The following is an 18,853-nucleotide window of genomic DNA, read 5'->3' as shown; positions in this document are numbered from 1 at the left end:
CTAGATCGCCGTTATCTCACCCTTGGTCCAGGCTTCGCGTAACTTGAATTTCTGGATCTTGCCCGATCCGGTCAGCGGGAACGCATCCAGGACGAACCAGTGCTTCGGCGTCTTGTGCGGGGCGAGCGAGGCACGCATGTAATCGATCAGTTCTTCCTTTTCGATTGTCGCGCCGGGCGCCGGGCGGATGAAGGCGGCGACCTCTTCACCCCACTTCTCGTGGGGAACGCCGATCACGGCGACTTCGCCGACCTTCGGATGCTTGAACAAGAGCTCCTCCAGCTCGCGCGGATAGATGTTCTCGCCGCCGCGGATGATCATGTCCTTGAGGCGGCCCTCCACCGTGCAATAGCCGCGCTTATCCATCGCGCAGAGGTCGCCGGTATGGAGCCAGCCGTCGGCATCGATCGCGGCGGCGGTCGCTTCCGGCATTTCGAAGTAACCGAGCATCACATGATAGCCGCGGGTGCAGAATTCACCGACCGTTCCGATCGGCACCGTCTCGCCGGTGTTGGGGTCGATGATCTTGGTTTCCATGTTGGGAAGCGGCAGGCCGATCGTACCGGCCTTGTCCTCGACGCTGTCGTCGGTGCGGGTCTGCGCCGCGACCGGCGAGCATTCGGTCTGCCCGAACACGATGGTGAAGGGCGCGCCGAGCTTTTCCTCGAATCGTTTCACCAGCGGCGCCGGCACCGTGGAGCCGCCGGAGCAGATCGCCTTGACCGACGAGAGATCGGTATTCGGGAATGACGGATGCTCCAGCATGGCAACCAGCATGGTGGGGACGCCGACCATTGCATTGCCGCGATAGGTGCCGAACATTTCGAGCACGATTGCCGGGTCGAAAGCCTCGATCAGCACCTGCGTCGCTGCTTTCGACACGGCGCCGATCACGCAGCAGACGCAGCCGCCGGTATGAAACAGCGGCATCGTGGTGACAAAGACGTCGCCGAAATCGACGCCCATCCGGTCGGCGGTATCGGCGCCGTTGTTGAGAAGCCCGCGATGCCGGAGCAGGGCGCCTTTCGGAAAGCCGGTTGTGCCCGAGGTGTACTGGATCATGACGGGATCGTCGGGACTGACTGCCGGCAGTGTGACGCTCTCGTCATCGCCGGCGGCGATGAAGGCGTCCCAATCGTCGAAGCAGATGATCTCGCGAAGCTCCGGGCAGTTCGGCGCCACCGCCTGTACCGTCTCCAGCATCGGATTGCCGCGAAAGCCGTTGACCACGAACACCCCGGCCGAACGCGACTGCTTCAGCACATACTCCACCTCTTTCGCCCGAAAGGCGGGGTTCACGGTAACAAGCACCATGCCGGCGAGCCCCGCGCCGAATTCGAGCATCACCCATTCCGGAATGTTTTGTGCCCAGACGGCGATGCGCTCGCCCGGCCGAAAGCGGGACAGCAGCGCGCGGGCGGTGCGCTGGGCTTCGCGGTAGAGCTGCGCGTAGGTCCATTGACGGCGCAGCGTTGGATCGGGGACGCCGGCAATCAGGGCCAGGCGATCGGGCGCCGTCTCGGCCGCGTTGCGCAAGAGGTCGCCGAACGTCATCTCCCGCACCGCAGGCGTCGCCGGGCCTGCGACGTGCGACTTCGTCAATGTCATTGAATCCTCCCCGGTCCGGGGACGGCGCCGTTCTTGCTACCGGCGTTTCCATCGTCCCCCGGCAGCCAAAATGCCTTCCGTCGCCGTTCAATGCAAGCGGACTGTGACGTGCGCGGAACTTTGCATGCCATCGGTGATTACTTTTTTGCCAACCGAAGGAAAGCCGGAGGAAAGCGATGGCACGCAGATACTCAAAGAAGGCGTCGACCGACGTCAGGCGCGCGATGAAAAAGCGCAAGGCCGGTACCCTGAAGAGCGGTCGCTCCGGCCGCAAGGTCAAGAGCCGCAAGCAGGCGATCGCGATCGGACTGTCGGAGGCGCGGGCCAAGGGCAAGAAGGTGCCGAAGAAGGCAGCGAAGAAGCGGAAGACGAAGAAGAAAGCGAAGAAGTCAAAGCGGAAGGCGAAGTAGGCGTGCTCGCTCACCGAACTCCGTCATGCCCGGGCAGAAGCGCGTCTTCGAGCTAGATGTCCCGGGCATCCACGTTCTTTGTGAAGCTAAGGAAGAAAGGCGTGGATGGCCGGGACAAGCCCGGCCATGACGGTGGAGAAAGCGTCACCCCGCCTTGCGGTGCCGGGCCGTGGATCGGTGCGCCTTCTTGGCCGTCCGGCGTGCCGGCGCCCGCCGTGCGGTCGAGGCATGCGCCCGCCGCTTCGCCGCTGACTTGCCCTTCAGGCTCGCCTTGAGCGCGTCCATCAGGTTGATGACGTTATCCGGCTTTTCCTCGCGCTCCGCGACCTTGATCGGCTTGCCGGAGGCTTTCCGCCGCACCAGCGCCTTCAGCGCGTCCTCGTATTCGTCCTTGAATTTTGACGGATCGAAATGCGCGGCTTTGGTCTGCAGGATGTGGCCCGCGAGTTCGACCATGTCCTTGGTGATCTTCGGGGTCTTGATGTCCTCGAAGAAGTCGTCCTCGTCGCGCAACTCATAAGGATAGCGCAGCGTGGTGCCGAGAAGGCCCTTGCCGAGCGGCTCGATCGCCATGACATGCTCGCGGTTGGTCAGCACGATGCGCGCAAGCGCAACCCGGTCCTCATCCTTCATGGCGTCGCGGATCACGGCGAAGGCGTCGACCGCGGCCTTGCCGTCGGGGGCGATGTAATAGGGGTTATCGAGATAGCGCTTGTCGATCTCATCCCTCGGCACAAAGCTGTCGATGTCGATGGTGTGGTTGCTCTCGATCTGGACGGCTTCGAGTTCTTCCTTTTCGACCTCGACATATTTGCCCTTGCTCAGCTCATAGCCGCGGCCCTTCTGGTCGCCTTCGACGACATCGCCGGTCTCGGCATCGACCATCTGCTGCTTCAGCCGGTTGCCGGTCTCCCGGTTGATCATGTGGAAGCGGGTCTTCTCGGCGGAAGTCGAGGCCGGATAGAGCGCCACCGGGCATGACACCAGGGAGAGTTTCAGCGAGCCTTTCCAGTAGGCGCGGGGGGCCATTTCAATCTCCGGGCGCGGTTGGGTTTGGGAACTTCAACGGTTAGTATGGGTTTTCGTTCCGGTATTGCAGCGGGGCGCTCTTGAAGGTCGAGGTTTGCCCGTGGCGTTGAAGAAACTCAGCACATACCGAAAGAAGCGCGATTTCGGCAAGACCGCCGAGCCCTCCGGCGACGTCAAGATCGCGCCGGCGAAGCAATGGCGATTCGTGATCCAGAAGCATGACGCAACCCGGCTGCATTACGATCTCCGGCTCGAGTTCGACGGCGTCTTCAAATCCTGGGCGGTCACCAAGGGGCCGTCGCTTGATCCGCACGACAAGCGGCTGGCGGTCGAGGTCGAGGACCATCCGCTCGACTACGGCGATTTCGAAGGCACCATTCCGGAAGATCAGTATGGCGGCGGCACCGTCATGCTGTGGGATCGCGGCACCTGGGAATCCGATGATCCCGAGCGCGGCTTCAAGAAGGGCGACCTGAAATTCACCCTGCACGGCGACAAGCTGCACGGCAGCTGGGTTTTGGTGCGAATGAAGGGCGACCGCTACGGCGGCAAGCGCACCAACTGGCTCCTGATCAAGCACCGCGACGAATACGCCAGAGAAGGCGAGGCCAATGACATCCTCGAGAACGACCGTTCGGTCGCCTCGGGACGCGCGATGACGCAGATCGCGCAAGGCAAGGGCAAGGCGCCGAAGCCGTTCATGCTGGCCAGGAAAACAAAATCCGATGCGGTCTGGCAGTCGAACCGGGGCGATGCCGCCGAGGCGCGGAGCTTACGGAAGACGGCCGCATTGCGGGCTACCCCGGAAACCAAAACGCGGGCGCCGGCGCAAAGCGCAAGACCGAAGAAGGTCGCGGCGATGCCGGATTTCGTCGCGCCGCAACTCTGCACGGTGGTCGAGCGGCCGCCCGGCGGCGAAGGCTGGTGCCACGAGATCAAGTTCGACGGCTACCGCGTGCAATTGCGCGTCGAGGACGGCGAAGCGGTGCTCTATACCCGAAAAGGTCTCGACTGGACCGACAAATTCAAGGCGATCGCCAGCGAAGCGACATCGCTCCCAGATATGCTGATCGACGGCGAGATCGTCGCGCTAGATCACAATGGTGCGCCCAATTTTTCGACTCTGCAGGCGGCGTTGTCGGATGGCGACAGCGAGAGCCTGATCTTCTATGCGTTTGACCTGCTGTTCGCCGGCGATGAGGATTTTCGCAGCCTCCCGCTCGGTGAGCGCAAATTGCGGTTGAAGAAATTTCTGGATACGCGCAAGGGCAAACAAAAGCAGATCCGCTATGTCGAACATTTCGAAAGCGGGGGCGACGCGGTGCTGCAATCGGCATGCAAACTGGAACTGGAAGGCATCGTCTCCAAGAAACTCGATGCGCCCTATCGCTCCGGCCGTTCGGAGAGCTGGACCAAGGCGAAATGCCGGGCCGGGCACGAGGTGGTGCTGGGCGGCTGGAAGACCACCAACGGCAAATTCCGTTCGCTGATGGCCGGCGCCTATCGCGGCGACCATCTCGCTTTCGTCGGCATGGTCGGCACCGGCTTTGGGCAGGACAAGGTGCGGCGCATCATGCCGGCGCTGAAGGCCGCGGCATCCGACAAGAGCCCGTTCGGCGGCAAGAACGCGCCGAAGAAAACCCGCGACGTGCACTGGCTGAAGCCCGAACTGGTCGCCGAGATCGAATTCGCGGGCTTCACGGCGGATGGCAATGTCCGTCAGGCCGCGTTCAAGGGCCTGCGGCAGGACAAGCCAGCCAAGGAAGTGGAGGCGGAAATGCCATCCAAGGCAGACGTCGCGCAGCCCACGCCGGGCAAGAGCAAGAGCAAGGCAGTGGCGGCACGGGCAAGGCCTGCCCCGAACAAGGCAGCGGAGGTCATGGGCGTGGTGATCTCGAAGCCCGACAAGGAGCTGTGGCCCGATGCCGGCGATGGCGAAGGCGTTACAAAACTCGACCTCGCACAGTATTTCGAGGCGGTCGGCGAATGGATGATCGGCCACCTCAAGGGCCGACCATGCTCGATCGTCCGTGCGCCCGACGGCATCCACGGCGAGAAGTTCTTTCAGCGCCACGCCATGCAGGGCGCGTCCAACCTGTTCGAACTGGCCAAGGTCGCAGGCGACCGCAAACCCTATCTGCAGATCGACCGGGTCGAGGCGTTGGCGGCGGTGGCGCAAATCGGCGGACTGGAGCTGCATCCCTGGAATTGTGCGCCCGATGCCTATGACACACCGGGCCGGCTGGTGTTCGACCTCGATCCCGCGCCCAATGTCGAATTCTCGGAAGTGATCGAGGCGGCGAAGGACATGCGCCAGCGGCTGACCGCCGTGGGCCTCGAAAGCTTCTGCAAGACTACCGGCGGCAAGGGGTTGCACGTGGTGACGCCGCTGCTTTACGGCGCAAGGGACAAGGTAAGCTGGAAGGAGGCCAAGTCCTTCGCGCAAGGCATCTGCCAGTGGATGGCGAACGATGATCCCGAGCGCTATCTGCTCAACATGTCGAAGAAGCTGCGCAAGGGAAAAATCTTCCTCGACTATCTCCGCAACGACCGGATGTCGACCGCGGTCGCCGTGCTGTCGCCCCGCGCGCGCGAGGGCGCCACCGTCTCGATGCCGCTGACCTGGCCGCAGGTGCGCGGCGATCTCGATCCGAAGAAGTACACGGTGCGCACCGTGCCGGCGCTGCTGGCCAAGACCAAGGCGTGGGACGGCTACGATGACGCGGCAGCGTCGATCAAGGCGGCGATGAAGAAGCTGGCTGGGAAGTAGGGTGGGCAAAGCGAAAGCGTGCCCACCATTTTTGATCGCGCAAGAAAGGTGGGCACGGCTGCGCCTTTGCCCACCCCACAATCTACGGCCGGAACAACGTAGATGGCCGGGACAAGCCCGGCCATGACGAACTGCAATGACGTCTCGCCTATAGCTTCCCCAGCAGCAGCAGGATCAGCAGGATCACGATCACCAGGCCCAATCCACCGCCACCGTAATATCCGGTGCCGTAGAACGGACCGCCGCCGACGCCGCTGAATCCGCCGAGCAGGGCGATGATGAGAATGATCAGAATGATTGTGCCGATAGACATAAGCCTCTCCTCAGCCCGAACGGGGCGTTCTGCGCGTTCTGCCCTTAACGGGGAACAACAACCGGGAGTCATCTAAGTTCCGTTTTGCATCGCGGTATCGCGCGCGGCCCTTTCTTTCGAAGCGCGTGCGATTACATGCAGGTGGATAGAGAGGGGATTTTTGCGATGACCAAACCGCTGGTGGTTTCCATTCCGCACAGTCTGGGACGCGAGGAAGCCATGCGCCGCCTGAAGACGGGGCTTTCGCGCGCCGCTTCCAGCGTGCCGGTGCTGAGCGTCGATGAGGAGCGATGGGAAGACAACCGCATGATTTTTCGCGTTCGCGCGCTCGGCCAGGCGGCTGCCGGCCATGTCGACGTCGCAGAGGATCATGTGCAGGTGGAAGTCGTGCTGCCATGGCTGTTGCAGCGCTTTGCCGAGGTGGCCCAGGCCGCGATCCAGAACCGCGGCAAGCTGTTGCTGACCAAGAAAGGCTGACGGCGCCATAGCGTTCTCGAGCGAAGTGGACACCGGTTCGCGTCAAGAAACCGCGTTAAAACATGAATCGCTAGGCGTAGGCACGTTTGCGTGCCGGCTTTACCGCGCCGGTGAATCGTGCTTTCAGCACGGCGACCGGCAGATGCGTCAGCAGGTCGGACAAGCGCAATTGTTTGGCATCGGCATCGGCAAAGGCCTCGACCGCATAGCCTTCGACGTTCAGCGCGGCGTCATATTTCTCCGGACCAGGCCAATGCCTGCCGCCGTCGGTCAACGGTGCAAACCAGCGCGCAACCACGGTGATCGCGGCCTGGCGGCCGCGCCGCCGGGCGAATGCGATGAAATGGTCGCGATGCGGCCCGCTCACTTCCAAAGGCTCGTAATCGCCGACCGTGAATACATCGGCGAGTTCGGTCCGCAGCCTGAGCAGATGCCGCGTCCACGCCAGCTTCAGATGACCGCTCGGCCACTTCTCGACCAGCCGGTCCCAATCCGGTTTCTCCAGCGCGCCGAGCCGCCCTGCGCGTTCGGCAAAGTCGACCGGCCGCCGGTTGTCGGGATCGACCAGTGAAAAATCCCAAAGCTCGGTGCCCTGATAGAAATCCGGCAGGCCCGGCATCGTCACCTTCAGCGCGATCTGGCTAAGCGAATTCAAACCGCCCAATAGCGATAGCCGCTGCGCCAACGTTTGCAGGGAGTTCAGGAATTCGCCCGAGAGCGAAGGGTCGAGGATTTTCGCGATGAAGCTCTTTACACCTGCCTCATAAGCGGTGTGGGGATTGAGCCAGCTCGTTTCCTGCTTGCCCTCGCGCGCGGCCTTCAGTGCATATTCCTGCATCCGCTCCGGAAACGAGGCGTCGTCCGGCTGCCATGCCCCGAGCAGCGCCTGATACAACATGTATTCGAATGTCGCTGACGGCGCGCGCAAATCGCCATCGACCGAAAGATGCGACGCGTTGAGCAGCTTCCATCGGGCCACCGTGCTGGTCCATTCGCCCGGAATTTCCGAAAGCGCCATGATGCGCGCCCGCGCGTCCTCGCCGCGCTTGGTGTCATGCGTTGCGGTCGCCGTCATGCCAAGCGGCCACCGGCCGGCGCGGGCTTGCATCATCCGGTGAAACTCGCCGGCCGAAAGCGCTTTTGCCGCCGGATCGCCGCCGACCTCATTGAAGGCGAGCAGGCGGTGGTAGCGGTAGAACGTGGTGTCCTCCAGCGACTTCGCCATCATGGGGCCGGTGAACTGCTGCACTTTCAATGCGAAACGTCTCACGCGGGGTGCGCTGTGGTGCGCGCGCCCGGGTTCGATCAGGTCCATCGTTAGGGTGTCGCGGAGAAAGTCGAAAATGCCGTCGTCGGCGGCGAACCAGTCGGCGCGCGCCCGTTCGATCGTCTTGGATATCAACTCGCGATCATGTGCGGATGGGCCTGAGGATGTCAGGTAGGTGCGGTACACTGGGAAGTGCAGCACGTAGAGCTCGAGCGCCTGCCGCAGGCTGTCGGCAGAATAGTCACGGGTGGAGTAATGTCCGCTGGCAATCCGCGCCAGGAGGCGCGTCAACACCGTGAACTCGCTGGTCAGCAGCGTTTCCAGCACGCGGCGTTTTGCGTCCCGCAGGATCGGTTCGAGTTTTGGCGACTGGTTGCTGATCTGCCGCCAGATTTCGTCGAGCGGCTCCAGGCCGCGGCCGTCGGTCAGAACGTGGGTGATCGCGTTCATCCACTCGTAGCCGGTGGTGCCGTGAACGCCGGCAAACGTCGGCAGCTTTTCGTGTTCGCCGAGAATTTTCTCGATCACGATGTAGAAGGGCTGGCTTCGGCCGCCATGCGCGTCGCGGACCAGCCGGCGCAGGCGCTGAAAATACTGGACGGGGTCGCGCAGGCCGTCGATGTGGTCGAGCCGGAGCCCGTGAAGCTTTCCCTCTGCAATCAGCCGTTTGACCAGGCGATGGATCGCCTCGAAGGTGCCGGCATCCTCGACACGCAAGCCTGCCAGCGTATTGATGTCGAAGAAGCGCCGGTAGTTGATGTCGCTGGAAGCGAGCCGCCAGTGGCCGAGCTTGTAGTGCTGGCGCTCTAGCAGATGGTGCAGCGCCAGCGTTGGGGCTGCGCGATCCGGCCCCGCGCGATAGGCCGATAGCCCACGTGCGATGATTTCGGCGACTCCGGGGACCGCTCTCAGCTCAGCTTTGAAGCCAGGCGCTTCCTTGCGGTTGGGGCGTCGCGGCCCCTGATAGCGGGAGGCCAGCGCAAGCATCTCCTTGCCGGGCGCGCTCTCCTCAGGGCCTGCCTCCTTGATAATCATGCGCAGGATTTCGCCGTAACGTTCCGGCGCGATTGGCAGCCGATGCTCGAAATACCAGGCCGAAAAACTGCCTTCGGCAGGATCGTAGCGCAGTTCGATCTCGCCGTTTTCCAGCGCCTGGCCGTAGGACGAGCCGATGATCGGCAGCAGCACGCCGCCGCGGGCGCGATACGGCAACTGCTCCCAGTCGATGTCGAAGGAGGCCGCGTGCGGCGAGGCCGGACCCCACTCCAGCACGTCGAGCCACCACGGATTATCGTCGTAGTGCACCCCGACATGGTTGGGCACGAAGTCGAGAATCAATCCGAGATCGTGCTGCCGCAGCACGGCGCTCAGCCGCTCGAAGCCTTCCTCGCCGCCGAGCTCCGGATTGAACTGGGCATGGTCGGTGACGTCATAGCCATGCGCGCTGCCCTTGCGGGCCCGCATGAAGGGCGAGGCATAGAGATGGGTGATGCCGAGCGCCTTCAGGTAAGGCACCACGGCAGCGGCGGCGTCGAAATCGAAATCCGCCGACAGTTGCAGGCGGTAGGTCGCGATCGGGATCGCCGGGGGCATTTTCCTATCCGATGCGCCAGAGCACCGTCCATGGCGGGACGCTGTCGCCCAACTCGCTGCCCCAGATCAGGGTTCCCACAGGCACCCCGGGCGCATGGCTGATGGCCTGGTCCGACAGGTTGGCGAGGAGACGAAGCGTTGCGCCATCGCCCATCCGCCAATGAGCCGTCAGCAAGCGGTTGGCCGCGTGCGCCTCGCCGAAAGCGGCGCCCGCGAGCCGCGGGACAATCTCTCGCCGGCGGACCTTCAACAGGTCCCGCACCAGTGTCAGCCGCTTTCGCGCCGCCAGCGCGTCGCGCTCGTTCCAGTTAAGCACGGCGGAGTCGCGGGTTGAAGGATCGAGTGCGTCCGGTACCTCGTCGCCGAATTCCGCATAGGCCCAGGCATATTCGGCGCGGCGGCCCTTGCGAACGGCATCGGCGAGGTCGCCGTCGAAATCGCAGAAGAACGGGAAGGGCGCCTTCGAGCCCCATTCCTCGCCCATGAACAGCATAGGAATGGACGGCGCCAGCAGCAGCACGGCGAGCGCCGCTTCGATCGCTTGCGCATCCGCATAGCTTTCGAGACGGTCGCCGAGCGCGCGATTGCCGATCTGGTCATGGTTCTGCAGGAAGTTGACGAAGGCGGTCGGCGCCAGATGACCGCTCGGCTCGCCGCGCTTGCCGCGCCGGAACGTAGATACCTCGCCCTGATAGACGAAGCCGGATGACAGCGAACGCGCGATATCCGAGATCGGCGAGCGCTGGTAGTCGATATAATAACCCTGCTTCTCGCCGGTCATCAGCACGCGCCAGGCGTGATGATAGTCGTCGTTCCACTGCGCGCGATATTTTCCCTGCGGCGGATCCTGACCAGCGTCCAGAACGCTGGTGCGGTTGTCGCCATTCTCGAGCACCAGGTGAATATGGCGGCCGGTTTCGGCCGCAAGCCGGCCGGCAGCGGCGCTGAGATCATGCAGCAGCGACAACCCGCCCGGTTCGACGATCGAGTTGACGGCATCGAGCCGCAGCCCGTCGAAGCGATAGTCGCGCAGCCAGGAGAGCGCATTCTCGATCGCAAACGCACGGACTTCTTTCACGCGATAGTCGATCGCACTGCCCCAGGGCGTGTGCGCTTCCGTAAAGAAGGAAGGCGCATAGCGGCCGAGATAATTTCCTTCGGGACCGAAATGGTTATAGACCACGTCGAGCATCACCATCAGCCCGCGCTGATGCGCCGCGTCGATCAGCGCCTTGAGATCTTCGGGGCGGCCGTAGGCGCTGTCGGGCGCGTACCACAGGACGCCGTCATAGCCCCAGTTGCGGGAGCCGGCGAAGTCCGCCAGCGGCATCAATTCCAGCGCGGTGATGCCGGTATCTGCGAGATGATCGAGCCGGTCGATCATGGTGCGGTAGGTGCCTTGCCTGGTGAAGGTGCCGACATGGGCCTCGACGATCACGGCTTCCTGCCACGGCCGTCCGCGCCAGTTCGCGGCGCGCCATCGATAGGCTTCATGATCGATCACCTCGCTCGGGCCGAAAATATCATCGGGCTGAAACGCCGATGCCGGATCCGGCACGTCGATCTCGTCATCGATGCGGAATTTGTAGCGCGCGCCGGCCTTCACGCCGGCGATGTCGGCCGTGAACCAGCCGTCGTCGCCGCGCTTCATCGTGTGCGGTTGCTCCAGCATGATTTCGACGCGTCTCGCCGCCGGCGCCCAAAGCCGAAACCGCGTGCCGTAGTTTGCCAGACATGGGCCGAATTGCCGGTCATTCATGCTGCGCCCGCAAAGGCAAGCACCGACCGCGGTGGCGCCTTGGTTTCAGAGCCCGATGCGAAGGCCGCGGCCGTCTGTGCCTCCGTGGTGTTCAGCACCTGCTGCCAGTTCTTGTATTCCGCCATCCGGGGCAATGTGAAAGCGATCTCTTCGGGTGCGGCGTTCAGCACGATAAAGATCGGCGCCTGCCCTTGTTCCATCGGCGCGAGCACATAGGCGAGGAACCGGCCTTCCGGAAAATTCCAGTCGGCTTCCTTCATTTCCTCGGCCGCCGGCGTCAGCCACAGCACGCCATAGGAGCCGTCCTTGCGCCGTCCATCAAGCCAGCGCTGACTGCGGAGCTGGGCGAAGCGCCGGCGCAGGGCGGTCATGTGGCCGACGAAATCGGTGAGGTCGTCGCCCTGCTTGCCGAGATTGTCCCAGCCGACCCAGCCGGTCTCGTTGTCCTGGCAATAGGCGTTGTTGTTGCCGTTCTGCGAATTGCCGACCTCGTCGCCGGCCAGCATCAGCGGCGTCCCCAGCGCGAGGAACAGGCAGGCGAGCTGGTTCTTGCGGAGCTGCCGGCGCAGCGCAACGATCGCGGTGTCGTTGGTCGGGCCCTCATGGCCGCAATTATTGCCGTGGTTGTCGTTGGAGCCGTCGCGATTGTCCTCGCCGTTGGCCTCGTTGTGCTTCTCGTTGTAGCTGAAGAGATCGGCCAGCGTGAAACCGTCATGGACGGTGATGTGATTGATGCTGGCGCGGGTCGCGCGGTTATCGTGATGAAACAGATCGGATGAGGCGGTCATGCGGCGCGATACTTCGCCGATCAGGCTGCCTTCGCCGCTCCAGTAGCGCCGCATTGCGCTGCGATAACGGTCGTTCCATTCCGACCATTGCGACGGATACGCGCCGACCTGATAGCCGCCCATGCCGAGATCCCACGGCTCGGCGACGAGCTTCACCGTCGCCAGCACCGGGTCCTGCCGCACCGCGGTCAGAAACGAGGAATTGCGGTCGAAGCCGTTCGGCATCCGCGCCAGCGTGGTGGCGAGGTCGAAGCGGAAGCCATCGACGTGGCAGACCTCGACCCAGTAGCGCAGCGAATCCATCACCATCTGCAGTACGCGCGGATGGGTGAGGTTGACCGAGCTGCCGCAGCCGGTGAAGTCATCGTAGTAGCGCGGGTTTTCCTTGTTGAGCCAGTAATAGGAGGCGTTGTCGATGCCGCGGAACGACAGCGTCGGGCCGAGATGATTGCCTTCGGCGGTGTGGTTGTAGACCACATCGAGCATCACCTCGATGCCGGCGTCATGCAGCCGCGCCACCGTGGTCCGGAACGCGTCGAGCGCGTTGTCCTGCCCGTAACGCGGCTCCGGCGCAAAGAACGCCAGCGTGTTGTAACCCCAGTAGTTCGACAGCTTCCTTTCCACCAGCACCCGGTCGTCGATCAGCCCGTGGATCGGCAGCAGTTCGATGGTGGTGACGCCAAGCCGTTTGAGATGGTCGATCATCGCCGGCGAGCACAGTCCGCCATAGGTGCCGCGCAGGCCCGGCGGCACGCCCTCGCGTTTCTGCGTCAGGCCCTTGACGTGGGCCTCGTAGATGATGGTGTCTTCCCAGGCAATGTTGGGGCGCATCTCGCGACGTCCCCAGTTGAAGGCCTCGTCGACCACGACTGCCTTCGGCATGCCGCGCGCATTGTCGCGGCGGTCGAAGGAGAGATCTTCGCGCGCGCTCCCCGTTCGATAGCCGAAATGCGCGTCGCTCCACACCAGCCGGCCGGCGAGCCGCCTGGCATAGGGATCGAGCAGCAACTTGTTGGCGTTGAATCGGTGGCCGCGCTCGGGCGCATAGGGGCCGTGGACGCGATAGCCGTAGAGTTGCCCGGGCGAGACGTCGTTGAGATAGCCGTGCCAGACGTCCTCGTTGCGCTCGAGCAGTTCGATCCGCTCGAGTTCGCGGCGGCCCTGGCCGTCGAACAGGCAAAGCTCGACCTTCTCCGCATTGGCCGAGAACAGCGCAAAGTTGGTGCCCCGTCCGTCCCAGCTTGCACCTAAGCGGGTGGGGCTTCCCGCGGACAATCGCATGCGTCAGCTTTCCGGTACGAGAAAGATCGCAGCCAGCGGTGGAAGGGTCAGTGAGAGCTCGGGGATGCCGCCTTCCAGGGTGTGGACTTCGCCGACATTGCCGACATTGCTGCCGCCATAATGCGCGGAGTCGGAATTGAGCGCTTCCTTCCACTTGCCGGCGAACGGCACCCGGACGCGATAGTTGTGATAGACGTTCGGCGAAAAATTCACGACCACGAGGCAGCGCGCATGCGCGTCGTATCCCTTGCGTAGCCAGGCAAAGATGTTGTTGGCGGAATCATGGGTGATGACCCATTCAAATCCGGCCTGATTGCAATCCATCTCGTGCAGCGCCGGTACGCTGCGATAGAGCCAGTTGAGATCGCGGATCAGATTCTGGATGCCGGCGTGCCGCTGTTGCCCCAGCAGGTGCCAGTCCAGCGACTGATCGTGATTCCATTCGCGCTCCTGGCCGAACTCGCAGCCCATGAACAACAGCTTCTTGCCGGGATGGCCGAACATGAAGCTGTAATAGGCGCGCAGGTTTGCAAACCGCTGCCACGCGTCGCCCGGCATGCGGCCGAGGATCGAGCGTTTGCCGTGAACGACTTCGTCATGCGACAGCGGCAGGATGAAATTCTCCGAAAACGCGTAATGCAGGCCGAACAGGACGTCGCCGTGATGGTGCTTCCGGTACACCGGATCCTTGCCGATATATTTCAGCGTGTCGTGCATCCAGCCCATGTTCCATTTGAAGCCGAAGCCGAGCCCGCCATATTCGACCGGCTGCGAGACCTGCGGCCATGCGGTGGATTCTTCCGCGGCCGTGGTGGCTTCCGGAAAGAGCCCGAACAGTTCGATGTTGAAGCGGCGCAGGAATTCGATGGCTTCGAGGTTTTCCCGGCCGCCAAGCCGGTTTGGTATCCACTCGCCGGCGGGCCGGCTGTAGTCGAGGTAGAGCATCGAGGCGACGGCATCGACGCGCAGGCCATCGACGCCGTAGCGGTCGAGCCAGAACAGCGCGTTGGAGACCAGGAAGTTCACCACTTCGGTACGGCCGTAATTGTAGATCAGCGTGCCCCAGTCGAGGTGGCGGCCCTGCAGCGGATTGGCGTGCTCGTAGAGCGCGGTGCCGTCGAAATAGCCGAGCCCGTGCGGGTCATCGGGGAAGTGTCCGGGCACCCAGTCGAGCCAAACGCCGATCCCCTCGCGATGGCAGGCATCGACGAGAGCGGAAAAGTCTTCGGGTGTGCCGAACCGGCTGGTCGGCGCATACAGGCCGGTCGGCTGATAGCCCCAGGAGCCGTCGAACGGATGTTCGCTGACGGGCAGAAACTCGATATGGGTGAAGCCCATATCCTTCGCATAGGCTGGAAGCTGTTCGGCAAGGTCGCGATAGCTCAGCCATTCGTTGCCGTTCTTGCGCCGCCAGGAGCCGAGATGCACCTCATAGATCGAGATCGGCGCGCCCAGCGCATTGATGCCCGACGGCGCGGCGCGCGGATGCGGGATTCGGCTTTCGTCGACGACGATCGAGGCCGTTGAGGGCCGGATCTCCGCCGCAAACGCCACCGGATCGGATTTCAGCGGCAGATGACGCCCGTCGGGTCCGGTAACGTCGAACTTGTAGCGGTCGCCGGCGCGGGCATGCGGCACGAACAGTTCCCAATAACCGACGCCGCGCACCCGCATCGGATGTCTCAGCGCATTCCAGAAATTGAAATCGCCGACCACGCTGACGGCCTTGGCGTTCGGCGCCAGCACCACGAACGCTACGCCGTCGACGCCATCGAGCGTTATCGGATGCGCGCCGAGCTTGTCGTAGATCCGCCGGTGGGTGCCTTCGCCCAGCAGATAGAGATCGAAGTCGCTGAGCACGGGCGGGAAGCGGTAGGGATCGTCGAGATCGACGACGTTTTCGCCGAAGCGGGCGCGGAGCTGATAGCGTTTGGAGCCGTTCGGCAGCGCGCCTGCAAACAGCCCGGCATCGTGAATCCGTTGCAACGGCGCCGTCTCGCCGTGCTCGCCGACCGCCTCCACATTGGAGGCTTCGGGGATGAAAGCGCGCACCACGCTGTGGCCGTCCTCGCTGTGCAAGCCGAGATAGCGAAACGGATCGGAATGCTTGCCTTCGATGATTGCATAGGCCTCGGCGGGCAGCTTGGTCATGAGGCCTCGAATGGCGGTTGCGACAAGGTTCGGATGATTCCGGTCAGAGGCATGCGTAGCCAGTCCGGCCGATACAACAATTCATATTCGATTTCGTTCAGGGCCTTCTCGAGCAGGAAGAAGGTCAATATGCCCTCGGCGGCCCTGGAATCGGTCGGCCACAGCCGTTGATCGGCCATGGCTTCGCTGTAGGCGGCGAAAAATGCGACGGTCGCCCGGTCGCGCCACTCGCCAAGCGCCGCGCCGAGCTTGCCATGCTCATCGTGGGCCACTTTGAGCGCGCGCTCAAGGGCAGCGGTTGCCGAATAATCGATCGAGCGGATCAGGCTGGCGACGTCGCGCGCCGCCGGCGCCTTGCGCCGGCGTTCGGCGATGGTGCGCCGCGGCGCGCCCTCGAAGTCGACGATGAAGATATCGTCCTTGACGATCAGCAACTGGCTGAGTTCGAGGTCGCCATGGCAACGAATGCTGGCGGCGTCGAGCTCGCGCGGCAGCAGCCTTTCGAGCCGATCGGGCAGGGTTGGCTGCAACGCCAGCACCTGATCGGCCAGCGCCCTGTCGGCTTCCTTCAGTGTTTCCCGGCGATGCCTGAGCGCATCGAACACGCGCCCGGCGCAGAGCGTCACATCGTCGATCCAGCGTTGCACGTCGTCGCGTGCGGTCGGCTCCGGCGCGAATTCGGCAAGCTCGCTGTTGCTGGCGAGCGCAACATGCAACTCGGCCACGCGCCGCCCGGCCTGCGACATGTGGCGCAGATAGGGGATCTCTTCCTCGCGCTCGCCTGGGTGCATGCTCGCTGCCAAGATGCGCTGTTCCTCGACGAAGCGATCGAGATAGGCCGCACTCACGGTCCAGAGGTCGCCCTGATTGGCGACGAAGGCGTGAACGACGCCGACCGCGCTCTTCTCGTTGCCCTCGACCAGTTCGACGCTGCCGAGCAGCGCCGGGGTATTGGCAAAGTTCACTATATCGGTGAGGAAGCGCCCGATCTCGATCTCGGGATTCGGGCCGGGCTGAACCGTCCGGTAGATCTTGACGACATGGTCGTTATCCACCAGGGCAGTGCTGCGGGGCTGGTCGGACTCGACGATGCGGATGTGCTCGGGCTGCCGGATCGGCTTGTCACCGAAGCGGCCCGTCGGCCGGAATTCGAGCCGCAGACCCTGTTCGCTCTCATCGACCGTCAACGATTGCTGCAGGTTGCGCAACAATAGCGAGATGAAGATCTGGTCGGTGGCGACGTCGAGCAGGGTGCCTTCGCGGGCTCCTTGCCGAACGGCGGCCAGCGCATGCGGATTGTAGCGCTCGCGGTCGAAGCGCACCCATTCGATCTGCATCGGCAGCACGTAGCGCGTGGTGACGCCGCGCTGCGTCGTTTCGAAAAAGGCGAGCCATGGCCGGTTGTCGCCGATGTCGCAGAACGGAATGGCCGAAGTCAGGGTCGGACGAATCGCTTTGGGTGACCGTTCCGGATACCAGCGGCTGCGCGCCAGATGTCCCGGAAGCACGTCGCGCTCGAACACGCCGCGTTCGCGCGCCAGCGACACCCAGGTCGCGTTCAGCGGCACGACCAGGGTTTCGAACTCGGGCACGGCCCGCTGCACCACCGGCGCCGATTTGTCGCGCTCCTGCAGCTCGAACCAGTAGAAGCCGTAAGGTGAGAGCGTGATCATATAGGGCAGTTCGCCGATCGCGGGGAAGCGGGTGCGGCCGAGCATTTCCAGCGGGATGCGGTCCTTGAAGGCGGAAAGGTCGAGTTCGGTCGCCTGCGCCGATCGCGACAGATTGGCGACGCACAGGATGACTTCGCCCTGATATTGGCGCACGTAGCACAGCACCGAACGGTTTTCCGGGCGGATGAACGTCATGGTGCCGCGGCCGAAGGCGAGGGTGGATTTACGAACCGCGATCAGCCGCTTGGTGGCTGAGAGCAGCGAGGAGAGGCTACGCGACTGCGCCTCGACATTGACGGACTCGTAGCCATAGACAGGATCCATGATGGTCGGCGCGTAGAGCCGCGCCGGGTCGGCGCGGGAGAAGCCGCCATTGCGGTCCGGCGTCCATTGCATCGGCGTGCGGACGCCGTTGCGGTCGCCGAGATAGATGTTGTCGCCCATGCCGATCTCGTCGCCGTAATAGATGATCGGCGTGCCCGGGAACGACAGCAATAGCGAGTTCATCAGTTCGATCTTGCGCCGGTCATTGTCCATCAGCGGCGCCAGCCGGCGGCGGATGCCGACATTGATGCGGGCACGCGGATCGTTGGCGTAGGTCGACCACAGATAGTCGCGCTCGACGTCAGTGACCATTTCCAGCGTCAGTTCGTCGTGATTGCGCAGAAACAGCGCCCATTGGCAGTTGGCCGGAATATCAGGGGTCTGGCGCAGGATGTCGGTGATCGGAAAGCGGTCTTCCTGCGCGATCGCCATGTAGATGCGCGGCATCAGCGGGAAGTGATAGGCCATGTGGCATTCGTCGCCGCGGCCGAAATATTCCTGCACGTCCTCCGGCCATTGATTTGCTTCGGCCAGCAGCACCTTGCCCCTGGCGTAGGCGTCGAGTTCGCTGCGCAGCCGCTTGATGATGGTGTGCGTCTCGGGCAGGTTCTCGTTGTTGGTGCCGTCGCGTTCGCAGAGATAGGGGATCGCGTCGAGACGGAAGCCGTCGACGCCGGTGTCGAGCCAGCGCTTCATCACCTGCACCAGCGCGCTCACCACGCGCGGATTGTCGAAATTGAGGTCCGGCTGGTGCGAGAAGAATCGGTGCCAGTAAAACTGGCCGGCTTCCGGATCCCAGGTCCAGTTCGATTTCTCTGTGTCGGTGAAGATGATCCGCGTACCCTGGTATTTCTGGTCGGTATCGCTCCAGACATACCAGTTGCGGGCAGAGGAATTCGGGTCGGAGCGGCGGGCGCGCTTGAACCAGTCGTGCTGGTCGGACGTGTGGTTGATGACGAGTTCGGTGATGACCCGCAGGCCGCGCTTTTTCGCCTCCTGGATGAAGCGGCGGAAATCCTTCATCGTCCCGAAATCGGGGTTGATGTCGCCGTAATCGGCGATGTCATAGCCGTCGTCGCGGCCGGGGGAGGGATAGAACGGCAACAGCCACAGCGTGGTGACGCCGAGATCCTGCAGATACCCCAGTTTTTCGGTCAGCCCGGCAAAGTCGCCGATGCCGTCATTGTTGCTGTCGGCGAAGGCCTTGACGTGCAGCTGATAGATGATCGCGTCCTTGTACCAGAGCTCGTCGGCAGCCGTGTCGGCGGCTGGCGCCTCCTTTCGATCCAGCAAGAGGCCTCCGCCTTGATCCAGCGGATAGGTACCGTCGATAGGGAGGGAGACGCCGGCGTCGGAGCTGTCGGCGGTTTGCGCTTTTTTGTTCACGGTGATGCCACTGCCATGGAAATG

11 protein-coding genes are annotated in these 18,853 nt (G+C 63.3%); 3 read left to right on the top strand and 8 right to left on the bottom strand.

Annotated features, from left to right (window positions below):
- Nucleotides 1–1,608 carry an AMP-binding protein gene (locus V1293_RS16060; protein WP_334510877.1) on the bottom strand — a complete coding sequence of 536 codons (1,608 nt, stop codon included), beginning with the start codon at nucleotides 1,606–1,608 and terminating at the stop codon, nucleotides 1–3.
- Nucleotides 1,609–1,784: 176 nt separating this feature from the next.
- Here V1293_RS16060 and V1293_RS16055 point away from each other — a divergent pair, with 176 nt between their 5' ends.
- Nucleotides 1,785–2,018 (top strand): DUF6496 domain-containing protein, encoded by a 234-nt coding sequence (locus V1293_RS16055; RefSeq protein ID WP_334510876.1) that lies wholly within the window; start codon nucleotides 1,785–1,787, stop codon nucleotides 2,016–2,018.
- Nucleotides 2,019–2,162: 144 nt separating this feature from the next.
- Here V1293_RS16055 and ku read toward each other — a convergent pair whose 3' ends face one another.
- Nucleotides 2,163–3,047, bottom strand: coding sequence for a non-homologous end joining protein Ku (gene ku, locus V1293_RS16050; protein ID WP_334510875.1), 885 nt, complete (start codon nucleotides 3,045–3,047; stop codon nucleotides 2,163–2,165).
- 100 nt (nucleotides 3,048–3,147) lie between these two features.
- Between ku and ligD the strand changes: the two genes are divergently transcribed.
- Nucleotides 3,148–5,817 carry a DNA ligase D gene (gene ligD, locus V1293_RS16045; protein WP_334510874.1) on the top strand — a complete coding sequence of 890 codons (2,670 nt, stop codon included), beginning with the start codon at nucleotides 3,148–3,150 and terminating at the stop codon, nucleotides 5,815–5,817.
- Nucleotides 5,818–5,965: 148 nt separating this feature from the next.
- On the opposite strand, the gene V1293_RS16040 is transcribed toward ligD, so the two are convergent.
- On the bottom strand, nucleotides 5,966–6,130 hold the full coding sequence (locus V1293_RS16040; protein WP_082649702.1) for a DUF3309 family protein: 165 nt from the start codon (nucleotides 6,128–6,130) through the stop codon (nucleotides 5,966–5,968).
- 165 nt (nucleotides 6,131–6,295) lie between these two features.
- On the opposite strand from V1293_RS16040, the gene V1293_RS16035 reads away from it, so the two are divergent.
- Nucleotides 6,296–6,607, top strand: coding sequence for a polyhydroxyalkanoic acid system family protein (locus V1293_RS16035; protein ID WP_334510873.1), 312 nt, complete (start codon nucleotides 6,296–6,298; stop codon nucleotides 6,605–6,607).
- Nucleotides 6,608–6,677: 70 nt separating this feature from the next.
- Here the strand turns inward: V1293_RS16035 and treY are convergent, their stop codons facing one another.
- From treY to treS, 5 genes are read right to left on the bottom strand one after another with little or no spacing between them, the layout of a single operon-like run.
- Nucleotides 6,678–9,467, bottom strand: coding sequence for a malto-oligosyltrehalose synthase (gene treY, locus V1293_RS16030; protein WP_334510872.1), 2,790 nt, complete (start codon nucleotides 9,465–9,467; stop codon nucleotides 6,678–6,680).
- A 4-nt stretch (nucleotides 9,468–9,471) separates the two neighbouring features.
- On the bottom strand, nucleotides 9,472–11,226 hold the full coding sequence (treZ, locus tag V1293_RS16025) for a malto-oligosyltrehalose trehalohydrolase (RefSeq protein ID WP_334510871.1): 1,755 nt from the start codon (nucleotides 11,224–11,226) through the stop codon (nucleotides 9,472–9,474).
- Nucleotides 11,223–13,295, bottom strand: coding sequence for a glycogen debranching protein GlgX (gene glgX / locus V1293_RS16020; RefSeq protein ID WP_334510870.1), 2,073 nt, complete (start codon nucleotides 13,293–13,295; stop codon nucleotides 11,223–11,225). Before glgX ends, treZ begins: the two co-directional genes overlap by 4 nt.
- Nucleotides 13,296–13,298: 3 nt before the next feature.
- Nucleotides 13,299–15,446, bottom strand: coding sequence for a 1,4-alpha-glucan branching protein GlgB (gene glgB / locus V1293_RS16015; protein ID WP_334510869.1), 2,148 nt, complete (start codon nucleotides 15,444–15,446; stop codon nucleotides 13,299–13,301).
- Complete coding sequence (gene treS, locus V1293_RS16010) at nucleotides 15,443–18,736, bottom strand: maltose alpha-D-glucosyltransferase (RefSeq protein ID WP_334510868.1); 3,294 nt, start codon at nucleotides 18,734–18,736, stop codon at nucleotides 15,443–15,445. The genes glgB and treS overlap by 4 nt, the downstream gene beginning before the upstream one ends.
- Nucleotides 18,737–18,853: the final 117 nt, after the last annotated feature.

It is taken from the genome of Bradyrhizobium sp. AZCC 1693 (assembly GCF_036924745.1).
In the GTDB taxonomy this organism is placed as follows: domain Bacteria; phylum Pseudomonadota; class Alphaproteobacteria; order Rhizobiales; family Xanthobacteraceae; genus Bradyrhizobium.
This window is presented reverse-complemented; position numbering and strand designations above follow the sequence as displayed.

Excerpts from the sequence above, each read along its gene's own strand:
- V1293_RS16060 (WP_334510877.1), bottom strand. The coding sequence starts at position 1,608 with ATGACATTGACGAAGTCGCACGTCGCAGGCCCGGCGACGCCTGCGGTG.
- V1293_RS16055 (WP_334510876.1), top strand. The coding sequence starts at position 1,785 with ATGGCACGCAGATACTCAAAGAAGGCGTCGACCGACGTCAGGCGCGCG.
- ku (WP_334510875.1), bottom strand. The coding sequence starts at position 3,047 with ATGGCCCCCCGCGCCTACTGGAAAGGCTCGCTGAAACTCTCCCTGGTG.
- V1293_RS16040 (WP_082649702.1), bottom strand. The coding sequence starts at position 6,130 with ATGTCTATCGGCACAATCATTCTGATCATTCTCATCATCGCCCTGCTC.
- V1293_RS16035 (WP_334510873.1), top strand. The coding sequence starts at position 6,296 with ATGACCAAACCGCTGGTGGTTTCCATTCCGCACAGTCTGGGACGCGAG.
- treY (WP_334510872.1), bottom strand. The coding sequence starts at position 9,467 with ATGCCCCCGGCGATCCCGATCGCGACCTACCGCCTGCAACTGTCGGCG.
- treZ (WP_334510871.1), bottom strand. The coding sequence starts at position 11,226 with ATGAATGACCGGCAATTCGGCCCATGTCTGGCAAACTACGGCACGCGG.
- glgX (WP_334510870.1), bottom strand. The coding sequence starts at position 13,295 with ATGCGATTGTCCGCGGGAAGCCCCACCCGCTTAGGTGCAAGCTGGGAC.
- glgB (WP_334510869.1), bottom strand. The coding sequence starts at position 15,446 with ATGACCAAGCTGCCCGCCGAGGCCTATGCAATCATCGAAGGCAAGCAT.